The organism is Micromonospora sp. NPDC047753, from assembly GCF_040642735.1.
Lineage (GTDB): Bacteria > Actinomycetota > Actinomycetes > Mycobacteriales > Micromonosporaceae > Micromonospora.
The window spans coordinates 1-10,594 of record NZ_JBEYSL010000225.1 but is presented as its reverse complement, the minus strand read 5'-3'; the positions used below and the strand labels follow the sequence as shown (position 1 = coordinate 10,594).

Here is a 10,594-nt window from a genome sequence, read left to right as displayed (position 1 = left end):
AGGAATGATCGACCAAGGGCTGTCCCCATGATCAGCCGGGGTCGATGCCACCGCCCCGCAGGTTAAAGATCAAGCTAGTGGGCCAGGCGGTCCAGCAACTCGCCGAGCAGCGCGTGTTCGCCAGGGGTGAGGTCGCCCGGGTCGTTGCCGACCAGCGCACGCAGCGTCAGTGCGGCGCTCGCACGAGTCTCGGAGGCTTCGGCGGGGGGCATGCGCAGGACTCCGGCCAGGGCGGCCTCGCGGACGCGTCCGGACAGCCCGAGATCCGGGTCCGGTTGGCTGATCAAGGTGAGCGTGATGCCGACGTTGGCGGCCAGCACCTGTTCGGCGGCATCGGCCGCTGGCACCTTGAGCAGGCCCCGGGCGGCGGTTAACCGCTCGCGCAGCGCGGCGTGCGCGGGGGCGGTGACGGCGCAGGGCTTTCCTGGCTGGGCGCGGCCGTAGAGCAGCCCGTAGAACGACGGGTGCTCCAGCCCGAACTGCACGTGCCTGTTCCAGCCCTCGCGCAGGTCGTCCAGCGGGTCGCCGGAGCTCTCGACCGCCGTGTACTGGGTGAAGCCGTGGCTTGCCACGGCGTCGATCAGGCCCTGCTTGCTGCCGAAGTGGTGGTACAGCGTCGGGGCCTGCACCCCGGCGCGATCGCACACCGCCCTCGTGGACACCGTGCCGCCGCTCTCCAGCAATTCCGCCGCGGCGAGCAGGAGTCGATCCCGTGCGTTCTGCATGCTTGCTACATTACCTCATGTAGCGCTACATTGGCTTCTATAGCGAGAGGAGAAGTCCATGAAGACTTGGTTCATCACTGGCGGGACTCCCGGAGGGTTCGGCCTGGTCTATGCCGAGGCCGCCCTGGAGCAGGGCGATCAGGTGGTGGTGACCGCGCGTCGGCCCTCTGAACTACACGAGTGGGCTGAACAACACGGAGACCGTGTGCTGGTTCTCCAGCTCGACGTCACCGATGCCGACCAGGTGCGTGCGGCGGTCAAGACGGCCGAGGAGCGGTTCGGCGGGATCGACGTGCTCGTCAACAGCGCGGGCCGTGGCTGGTACGGCTCGATCGAGGGTGCCCCTGACGAGACGATCCGCCGCACGTTCGACCTCAACCTGTTCGCCGTGGTCGAGCTGATGCGCGCGGTCCTGCCCGGTATGCGGGCACGAGGCGATGGATGGATCGTGAACATGTCGTCGGTGGCAGGCCTCGTCGGCGCACAGGGGTTCGGCTACTACGCGGCGGCGAAGTTCGCGATCGAAGGACTGTCGGAGACACTGCGCCAGGAAGTTGAGCCATTCGGTGTGCGAGTGCTCGTCGTGGAGCCGGGAGCGTTCCGCACCAAGGCCTTCACCTACTTCCAGAACGAGGACGTCAACGAGATCGTCGACGCCTACGTGCCGATGGTCGAGGGCGTCAAGGCGGCGTTCGTTGACCACAACGGCAAGCAGGCAGGAGACCCTGTCCGTGGAGTGCAGGCCGTGATCAGCGCGATGAACGCACCCGTTCCGCCGAAACGAATCGTGCTCGGCAACTCCGGCTACGACGTCGTTGTTGCGATGCACGAGAACGCACTCGCGGAGCTGCGCGCGAACGAGAAGCTCTCCCGCGGAGCGGACTTCTGAGCCTTGCCCCTGGTCGGCACCTCGAGCTGAACACCGGTGTCGCAGGGACATGCCAGCACGCGCCAGCGTCCTGGCACCACTCGACACATTGGAGAGCAGGAATGAACGACATCACTCTACCCACGGCCGTCGACAACTTCATCACGGCAACTAACGCGCACGACGCGAACGCGCTGGCCGCGGTCTTCGGCGACGGGGCCACCGTGCGCGATGACGGGAAGACCTGGGCCGGCGAGGCCGAGATCCGCGAGTGGATCCAGGGGCACCTGATCGACCCCAAGGTCGTGCTCACGCCGACCTCGTTCGCGGACGACCGGCTGGTGGCCTCCGGGGACGGTGATTTCCCCGGCGGGCCGCTGTCATTCGCATTTGTGTTCGACATCAAGAACGACCAGGTCATCGACCTCGCGATCGAGCCCGTCTGATGCGTCACCGGCCGGGTTGCCCGAGGGCTGCTCCGGCCGGTGAGCGTGATAGCGGAACACGGCATCAATCGGCTCAACCGCCACGGTGCAGTCGCGACCAGGTTCGACAGACTCGCGTTCGCTACGAAGCGACCGTCGTTAACCTCGACGACTCTTGGACATCTGCATCGAGCGTGCGGTGGCACGGGCGGCGGTGTCGATGAAGTCGGCGACCGGGCCGGGTTGCGAGACCGCCACAGCGTGGGAGGCGGCGATCTCAATTGTCGTGGAGCCCGCCCTGTCGGCCATGAAGCGCTGCAGGTCTGGCGGAATGGCCTGGTCCTGGGCGCTGATCAGGGTCCAGGAGGGAATCGTCTTCCAGGCGACCTTGGTCACGCTCTCCTCCTGAGCGCGCGCGGACGCGGGCCGCTGGGTTGCCTCCATGAGTTCGGCGGTGCCGGAGTCGACGTCGGCGGCGAACGCCTCGTGGAACTTGTCCTGCACAATGTACTGATCCATGGTCATGCCGCCGTCGTCGTCGGGTACCGGGATCATCCTGATGCTCGAGGTGAGCTGACTTCCGGGGTGCTTGGTGAGCAACCCGAGCGCACTTTCGCCCACGTCCGGGCTCAAGCTGGCGACGTACACCAGGGCCTTGACGTTGGGGGCGTCGGCCGCCGCCTCGGTCATGACCGCCCCGCCGTAGGAATGGGCGGCAATCACCACCGGTCCGGGCAGGCTGTCCAGGAGGGCGCGAACGTATGCGGCGTCCTTTTGCACACCACGCAGCGGGTTGGCGACGGCAATGACCGGATAGCCCCGATGTTTGAGGTTGGCAATCACCCCGTTCCAACTCGACGATTCGGCGAATGCCCCGTGGATCAGCACGATCGTCGGCATCTCCTGGGCAGACATGTCAGAAGCAGCGCTCATCTGGAGGTCCTTTCGAGAGGCCTCGTCACCCGTTGCCCGCGATTGCCGGCCGGACCGACGAGTACGGTCGCCCGGGCACCGCGTATCAGCCCGCGCGATCCTGCTCCGTTGGGGTTGCAGCATCCAGAATCCCGCATTGATCGGGCCACTGTCAGCGAGATCGGAGAACGCCGAACGCCTGGCCGGCATCCGAACCGGACAGCGAGATGAGTTGACGGTCACCGTTCGCACGTTGAGCGAGCATTGGGTATGACGTCTCAACCGCCGACAAGGATAAGACCGAACGTTCTGTCGCTAAGATGGTTGGATGGCGAGCGACGAACCCACCAACCGGCCCTCCGAGGCGCGCCTCAAGCTTCTCCGCACGGCGACCAGGATTTTCTACGCGGAAGGCATTCACGCCGTCGGCGTCGACCGGATCATCGCCGAGGCGAAGGTGACCAGGGCTACTTTCTACCGACACTTCCCCAGCAAGGATGATCTCATCCTGGCCTACCTGCGGGAGGTGCATCAACTGGAGCGCGGCATGGTCGACGAGGCGCTCGCCGCCAACCGATCGCCGGTCGACCCGCTCCTGGCCATCGCCAATTCCATCGCTCAGAACATCCAGTCCCCCGGGTTCCGTGGGTGCGCGTTTCTGAACGCCGCGGCGGAATATCCCGACACGAACCATCCCGTGCACCAGGAACTCATGGCCCACCGGCAATGGTTCCTGGACACCATCACCACGCTCATGGCACAGGTCCACGAAGGAACGGCGGATCCCGCAGCGCGCCACTTCGTCATGCTCCGGGACGGTGCCATGGCGGCGGGATGCCTCGCCGACCCCACGAAGGTGTCCGAGACCTTCCTGCGCGGTGTCGAAGGGCTCCTCAGGATCAACTCGGAGCTTCGGTCGGCAGAGTCGGCCCGATAGCCTCGCACGACCTCGAGCTGGGCCACCCTCCGATCGGAGGATGACCCAGCTCCTGTTGTGGTGCCACACCGGTTGAGCGCGCACCCTCGCCCGACGGACCTCGTCTTCTTCTCGTCGCAGCGGCCCACGGCCGCCGATGACGCGGACGGCCGTACGACGCAGGTCAGCGGCCGTACGCCTCCAGCAGGCGCAGCCAGACCTCGCTCACGGTCGGGTACGCGGGCACGGCGTGCCACAGCCGCTCCAGAGAAACCTCACCGACGATCGCGATCGTCGCGGCGTGGATCAGTTCCGCGACGTCCGGGCCGACGAGGGTGAGGCCGACGATCACCCGTCGGTCCTCGTCCACGACCATCCGGGCGTGCCCCTGATAGCCGTCGGCGTGCAGCGCGGCCCCGGCGACGGCGGCCAGGTCGTAGTCGACGACCCGGATCCGCAGTCCAGCGGCCTCAGCGGCGGCTGCGGTCAGCCCTACCGACGCGACCTCCGGGTCGGTGAAGACGACCTGCGGCACGGCGCGCTCGTCGGCGGTGGCGACGTGCCGACCCCACGGACGGTCGTCTGTCGCTTCGCCGGTGGCTCGCGCCACGATCACGTCGCCCACCGCGCGGGCCTGGTACTTGCCCTGATGGGTCAGGAGCACACGCCGGTTGACGTCCCCCGCCGCGTACAGCCATCCGTCGCCGATCAACGCGCCGGCCCCGTCGACCACCCGCAGGGTGTCGTCGACCGTGAGCCAGGCGCCCGGCTTCAGGCCGATCCGGTCGAGGCCCAGGTCGTGCGTGTTCGGCGTACGGCCGATCGCGACGAGGATCTCGTCGGCCTCGACCTGTCCGCCGTCGGTGAGCGTGATGTGCACCGTCCCGTCGCCGTCGCGGCTCACCGATCTGGCCTCGGCACCGAGTTGGACCGACACGCCAGCTTCCCGCAGAGACTGCGTGACCCGCTCGCCGACGAACGGCTCCGCCGCAGTGAGCACCCCGTCGCGCGCGAGCACCGTCACCGCTGATCCGAGGCCGGCGTACGCGGTCGCCATCTCCGTGGCCACCACGCCACCACCGATGATGGCGAGGCGGCCGGGCACCTCGCTCGCGGCGGCTGCCTCACGGCTGGTCCACGGTGCAGACTCGCGTAGACCGGCGATGTCCGGCACCAGCGCGCCACTTCCGGTCGCGACGACGACGGCGTGCCGGGCGGTGAGCGAGGTGGTGGCGCCGTCCGCGCCGGTCACCTCGACGACCCGGTCGGCGCCAAGCCGTCCCTGGCCCCGATACAGCGCGATCCCCGCCGAATTCAGCCAGGACACCTGCCCGTCGTCCTTCCAGTGCGAGGCGAAGGTGTCCCGGCGACGCAGCACGGCCTGCGCGTCCAGTTCGCCGGTCACCGCCTCGCGCGCACCGGGCAGCTGACGAGCCGCCCGGAGCGCGGTCTGGCTGCGCAGCAGCGCCTTGGTCGGCATGCAGGCCCAGTACGAGCACTCGCCGCCCACCAGTTCCCGCTCGACGATCGCGGCGGTCAGGCCGCCCTGCACGACGCGGTCGGCGACGTTCTCCCCCACCGGCCCCGCGCCGATGACAATGACGTCGTACACGGCCTTTTCCACGTCAGTTTCCCTTCGCGGTGCGGCCGAGGCGGATGGCCGCGATGAGGAAGAAGATGGCGCCGGGGATGGCGTAGCCGATCGCGTTGGTCAGCGCCGGGTTGTCCGTGGAGGCTGCCGCGAAGAACGATGCGCCGGCGATGACGGAAATGCCACCGCTGATGATCATCGGCCATTGGCCACCCATCTTGCGGCGGGTGACGGCCACGATCAGCTGAACCAGTCCGGCCACGACCGCCCAGGCGCCCCAGACGCGCAGGACCGCCGGGATGCCGGACGCGCCGGCGACACCCAGGCCCACCGCGGCGAGCAGGCTGATCGCGACGTTCACGTACAGCAGGGTGGGCGATCCGGTGGCCCGCGACGCGCGGACGTCGACGATGGCGGCGGCCACGTCGAAGAGCGGGTAGAGCACGAGCAGTGCGGCGGTGAGGGGGTTGAGGTGTTTGGCGAGGGGGAACGTCACGGCGGCCCAGACGATCGCGAAGGCGAAGCGACCGAAGTACAACCGCCGCAGGGCGGCGGCCGTCGTCGAGATGCCGGGAACGGCAACGGTGGTCATGGTCATCCTCTCGGAAATTTCCGGAGCGAAGGACATCCAGCGGGGTGAGGGCCGCCGCCGGGAGGGGAAGGGCGGTGCTACTCGACGTGGGAGAACAGCCCCGTGATCTCCACCTGAGCGCCCTGGAGCCCACCGAAGACGGCACCGGCAGCGGGCGTCGCGACTGCGGCAGAGGCGTCCTCGTAGCTGGCGAAGTACAGGTCGAGCGTCCGGTACGCGGGTGTGGGCGTGCCGTCCTCCTTCGGCCACACCTTGGCCGACTCGACCCGCTGAAGCTTCGGGAACGTCTCCGCGGCCCGAAGTACGTCGGCGTAGACCTTCTCGAACTCGTCGGGGTCGGCGGGGTTACCGATGACAAGGGTGATCTTGGTGGGCACGGCGCTCTCCTTCAGGCACAGCCACACACCTGGCCGGACGCCAAGTGGAACGAACGTTCTGTCTGTTGGAAGAGTACCCACTCGGCCCCCCACGGTCAAGACCGACCGTTCTATCTTGGGCCTGCTGTGGCGCTCGCCACCACCTGGGTGAAGGAGCACCGGTTGGACGTGACGTGCGGTGCACCCAGCCGGGCGGTTACGTGACGAAACGCGCCATCGTGGCGAACGGGTGCCGCGTCACGCCTCGGAGTCGCGGTCTCCGGACGTCTCCCGTCCGATCGGCGACGCGGGAACCTCCAGCGGCTGGCCTTGCCAGCGCAGCGCTCCGAGTAGCGCGACCAGGGCCAGCACACAGGCCACCACGCTCAACCCGACCATCGGCGCCCAATGCGCCAGCACCGGCGTGGACAACAACAGGGCGCCCAAACCGATCACCTGGGGTCGGGAGATCTGACCGAAGATCTCGTACTCCAGTCGTAAGCGGCCCACGAGGAAGAGCATCGGTCCGCCCACCACGAACAGCAGCCAACTGGGCCGCGGCTGCCCGAACGGATGATCGATCACCAGCTCGTAGCCGACCGCTGTGACAAGCACGCTGAGCACGATCAACAGGTGCGTCCGTTCCGACGTCGCGCCCAGCCGGCCGGGCATACCGGCCCGACCGAACGCCTCCGACAACAGCAGACCGGCGCGGTAGAAGTAGATTCGCCAGAGCAACGCGCTGGTCGCGAACGTGACCGCGAAGGCGGCCGCCCGATCCCCGGAGTAGTCCGCGCCGCTGAAGACCACGCCGATAACCAGAATCGACTCACCGAGCGCGATGAGGAACATCTGCTGATAACGGTCCGCGAGATGAGTCCCCGCGATCCGCCACCGACCTATCTTCGAGACCCCGAGCCACGGCAGCGGCCAGCCCAGTATCCAGGCGAGGTAGTCGACAGCGAGGGCGACAACCCACAGCGGCAGGCGGAGGTGGTCCGGGCCCAACGCGCCGACCAGCCACAGCGGGGCGCTCGCCACTGCCCACACGAAGAGCCGGAAGGGCACCAGCCGTCGTGGATGCCCCCGTAACGCGACCGCGACCACCAGTGGCCGCAGCACCATCACCATCAGGTACGCGACCGCGAACGGCACCGCTCGTTCCTCAAGGGCGCGGGGCAGCGTCACCGCCATGATCAGTCCGGCGAACATGGTGCCGATCACGACGGCCTGAATGACCGGCTGCTCCGGTTCGTACCGGCTGGTGATCCAGGCGGTGTGCGACCAGATCAACCAGAGCGCCAGAAACAGCAGCAGGGTACGCCCGAAGCCCGTGAGGAGCGCCCAGCCAGTGTCATCGGCTACGCCGGCGAAACGTTGCGAGACCCGGGTGAGGGCCACCACGAAGGCCAGATCGAAGAAGAGCTCCAGGAACGTCGCCCGACCCGAACTCATCGGAGGGCGCAGCAACTCGGCGCCCCGCCCCGCCGCCATTTCCCGCCTCCGTCCGCCCTTCGCTACCAACGAGCCGACCGCCAGTGGAGTTGCGTCGACGTTCACCTGGCGTCTGGCCTGGAATGACGGCGGCGGGCCCAGCGTGACGGTTACGGGCGGGGGTTGACCGGTCGGGGCGCGAACGCGGAGGGCAGGCCGAGTTCGGCCCGGGCAACCTCGATGAATCGGCGCTCGGCGTCCCACAGGGCGTCGAATCGTTCCGCGGGCAACGCCTCGGCGCCACTACTGGCCCGTGCAGCCGCCAGGAGCCGGGCCTGGCGCACCAGCTCCGACGAGCGGCTCACCACCTCGACTGTGCCGGCCACCAGCCGAAGCGCGGTCTTGGTACTTTCCAGTCGTTCCCGGTAGCGAATGCCCTCGTCGTCGAAGAACGGCATGAGATCACCCGGATCACGGGGGCGCGGCACCGCGGTGACCCGGGCGGCCGGGTTGAGAACAAAGGCCACGTACTCCCGGAGCGCCCCGATGAAGTCGGTGTACGCGGTCAGCCGGATGTCTCGCCACTGTCGATCCTGGTCGCGCCGCCAGAGCCGATCCTGCGCCCGGATGGTGAGCCACCCACCGATGAGGACCGCCAGCATTGTCGTCGTCGCGGTGACACCCACCTGGATCAGACTCACCGGCACCACCGTTCGTATTGATCGGTGACTCACCCTACCGTCCGTTGTCACCCGCTCCGGACCTCGCAGGACGGCCCAGGCGCGAACGGGACGCGCAGACATCAGTTGGATATCGATTGCAGTCACTGTACGGTGGGAACGCTCCCAGACCGTGTCCACCACCCACCTGCTCGAGGAGCTGAACATGTCACGACGACGTCGTCGCCCGGCCGCCATGCTGGCCGGGTTGCTCGCTCTGGCCCTGGCTGCGGCCCTGTCGCCACCGACGCCAATGGCCGGCACTGCCGCGGCCGGCCCATCCAAAACCCGTGCTGTGCCACTCGCTGAGCTGACAGTGGTTTCCGAACGGGTGGCTTTCGGTCTGCAGCGTCCCATCGCGATCACCGGGCTGCCGGACGGCCGGATGCTGATCGCGGAGAAGAACGGCACTGTCCGCGCCTACCACCCCGACACCGGCCTGGCACCCGACCCGGTGATCGACCTGACCGCCCGGATCGACACGTCGGACAACGAGCGCGGCCTTCTCGGCATCACACCGGCGCCGAACTTCGCGCGGACCGGAATGCTCTACGTGGCCTACACGAGCCTGCCGGCCGGCGCGCTGACCCTGGCGCGAGTGCCCATCAACGCCCCCGATCGGGTGCAGGTGCTGCTCACCCAGGAGCACGCCGAGTACGGCAACCACAACGGCGGACAGGTGGCCTTCGGCCGCGACGGCTACCTCTACTGGTCCCTCGGCGACGGTGGCTACGCGAACGACCCCTACAAGAGCGGCCAGAACCTCGGCACCCTGCTCGGCAAGATTCTGCGGATCGACGTCAACCGCAGCTGCGGGGCGAAGCCCTACTGCGTGCCCTACGACAACCCGTTCGTCCGCACGGCGGGCGCGCGGCCGGAAATCTGGGTCTACGGGCTGCGCAACCCGTGGAAGTTCTCCATCGACCCGGCCGACAACTCGCTGTGGATCGGTGACGTCGGCCAGGGTCTGATCGAGGAGATCAACCACATCCGCCCGTCGCAGCGTGGCGCGAACCTCGGCTGGTCCTGTCGAGAGGGCACGCCGGTCTTCGACGAGACGCAGTGCCGACCGGGCGTGCGGCTCACCGACCCGATCGTCGAGTACGACCACTACATGACCGAGAACTGCTCCATCATCGGCGGCCTGGTGTACCGGGGGTCCGTCACCCCGGAGGCGCGGGGCACCTACATCGCCAGCGACTACTGCTCGACCCGCGCCTTCGCAGTGCGTCCCAAGTCCACCGGTGGCTACGAGTCCGCTGAGATCGGCACCTTCCCCACCCAGCCGACGGCGTTCGGCGCCGACGTGAACGGCGAGCTGTACGTGCTCAGCGACCTCCCGGGATGGCTGAGCAAGGTGCGGTTCGAGCGGGTCCAGCCGACCCCGACCCCCACCGCCGGGGCGACGATCCGCTGAACCTCGGGACATGCCCGTGACACCCGCGCTACCTCTGGGGACGGCCGCGCTCGGCGGCCGTCCCCTGCTCGCGCGAGCTGGTGCTCGCCGGTCGACAGATCAGCCTCGCGGAGGCCGAGTGGCACTCGCCTCGTCCGGTGGGCGCCACACCTTCCTGACCGACTGCTCGGCAGCGCGCTGCCGCCCGATGACGAGCCGGCTCAGCACCGCCGCCACCGCCCCGGCCACCACCCCGGTGAGGATTCCGGTGACGAGGCTGGAGAACACCGCCGCCACCCGAAGGATCGCTTCCTGCGCCCGAGGGTCGACGTCCCCGAGCCTCGGCCCGGTCGCACCGAACGCCTCGTCCCACAGAATCTGGTGACCAACCGCGAGAAGAACACCGTAGATCGCCCCGATGACCACCACGGTCAGGAACGGACGCGGCGGACGCCGCCACAGCACGGCGGCGACCCAACAGATCAGCGGTACGACCGCGAGCAGCACCGCGGCGGGCCGCCCTTCCTCCACGACGTGCAGGTCGTGCAGGACCACCCGTGGTGCGCTCGAACTGGCCGCGCTCGACGAGGAGCGCGTCCGGATCGCCGACGGGCGACGGATCTCCGCGCTGGCCGGCACGCCGACCGAGGGCGCACTGGC

The 10,594-nt window shown here is 68.4% G+C and carries 12 protein-coding genes; 4 read left to right on the top strand and 8 right to left on the bottom strand.

Going from position 1 to position 10,594, the window contains the following annotated elements; translation table 11 throughout:
• Positions 1 to 74: 74 nt before the first annotated feature.
• The gene (locus ABZ749_RS19475) at positions 75 to 725 is read right to left on the bottom strand and encodes a TetR/AcrR family transcriptional regulator (RefSeq protein ID WP_357229655.1); all 651 of its coding nucleotides are present in this window, start codon (positions 723 to 725) and stop codon (positions 75 to 77) included.
• Positions 726 to 783: 58 nt separating this feature from the next.
• Here ABZ749_RS19475 and ABZ749_RS19470 point away from each other — a divergent pair, with 58 nt between their 5' ends.
• Both ABZ749_RS19470 and ABZ749_RS19465 read left to right on the top strand, forming a co-directional pair.
• The gene (locus tag ABZ749_RS19470; RefSeq protein WP_357229653.1) at positions 784 to 1,614 is read left to right on the top strand and encodes an SDR family NAD(P)-dependent oxidoreductase; all 831 of its coding nucleotides are present in this window, start codon (positions 784 to 786) and stop codon (positions 1,612 to 1,614) included.
• 101 nt (positions 1,615 to 1,715) lie between these two features.
• Positions 1,716 to 2,039: a nuclear transport factor 2 family protein gene (locus ABZ749_RS19465; RefSeq protein WP_357229651.1), complete on the top strand. Its 324-nt coding sequence runs from the start codon at positions 1,716 to 1,718 to the stop codon at positions 2,037 to 2,039.
• 138 nt (positions 2,040 to 2,177) lie between these two features.
• Here the strand turns inward: ABZ749_RS19465 and ABZ749_RS19460 are convergent, their stop codons facing one another.
• Positions 2,178 to 2,951: an alpha/beta hydrolase gene (locus tag ABZ749_RS19460; protein WP_357229649.1), complete on the bottom strand. Its 774-nt coding sequence runs from the start codon at positions 2,949 to 2,951 to the stop codon at positions 2,178 to 2,180.
• A 307-nt stretch (positions 2,952 to 3,258) separates the two neighbouring features.
• Between ABZ749_RS19460 and ABZ749_RS19455 the strand changes: the two genes are divergently transcribed.
• The gene (locus ABZ749_RS19455) at positions 3,259 to 3,867 is read left to right on the top strand and encodes a helix-turn-helix domain-containing protein (RefSeq protein WP_355008537.1); all 609 of its coding nucleotides are present in this window, start codon (positions 3,259 to 3,261) and stop codon (positions 3,865 to 3,867) included.
• A gap of 163 nt (positions 3,868 to 4,030) precedes the next feature.
• Here ABZ749_RS19455 and ABZ749_RS19450 read toward each other — a convergent pair whose 3' ends face one another.
• From ABZ749_RS19450 to ABZ749_RS19430, 5 genes are all read right to left on the bottom strand, one after another.
• On the bottom strand, positions 4,031 to 5,470 hold the full coding sequence (locus ABZ749_RS19450; protein ID WP_357229647.1) for an NAD(P)/FAD-dependent oxidoreductase: 1,440 nt from the start codon (positions 5,468 to 5,470) through the stop codon (positions 4,031 to 4,033).
• Position 5,471: 1 nt separating this feature from the next.
• Positions 5,472 to 6,029, bottom strand: a complete 558-nt coding sequence (locus ABZ749_RS19445) for a hypothetical protein (RefSeq protein WP_357229645.1) — start codon at positions 6,027 to 6,029, stop codon at positions 5,472 to 5,474.
• Between the two features lie 77 nt (positions 6,030 to 6,106).
• Positions 6,107 to 6,406, bottom strand: a complete 300-nt coding sequence (locus tag ABZ749_RS19440; protein ID WP_357229643.1) for a hypothetical protein — start codon at positions 6,404 to 6,406, stop codon at positions 6,107 to 6,109.
• A gap of 237 nt (positions 6,407 to 6,643) precedes the next feature.
• Positions 6,644 to 7,879, bottom strand: a complete 1,236-nt coding sequence (locus ABZ749_RS19435) for a low temperature requirement protein A (RefSeq protein ID WP_357229641.1) — start codon at positions 7,877 to 7,879, stop codon at positions 6,644 to 6,646.
• Between the two features lie 110 nt (positions 7,880 to 7,989).
• Positions 7,990 to 8,520 (bottom strand): hypothetical protein, encoded by a 531-nt coding sequence (locus ABZ749_RS19430; RefSeq protein WP_357229639.1) that lies wholly within the window; start codon positions 8,518 to 8,520, stop codon positions 7,990 to 7,992.
• Between the two features lie 184 nt (positions 8,521 to 8,704).
• On the opposite strand from ABZ749_RS19430, the gene ABZ749_RS19425 reads away from it, so the two are divergent.
• Positions 8,705 to 9,955, top strand: coding sequence for a PQQ-dependent sugar dehydrogenase (locus ABZ749_RS19425; RefSeq protein ID WP_357229637.1), 1,251 nt, complete (start codon positions 8,705 to 8,707; stop codon positions 9,953 to 9,955).
• A 99-nt stretch (positions 9,956 to 10,054) separates the two neighbouring features.
• Here the strand turns inward: ABZ749_RS19425 and ABZ749_RS19420 are convergent, their stop codons facing one another.
• Positions 10,055 to 10,573 carry a hypothetical protein gene (locus ABZ749_RS19420; protein ID WP_357229657.1) on the bottom strand — a complete coding sequence of 173 codons (519 nt, stop codon included), beginning with the start codon at positions 10,571 to 10,573 and terminating at the stop codon, positions 10,055 to 10,057.
• Positions 10,574 to 10,594 lie beyond the last annotated feature (21 nt).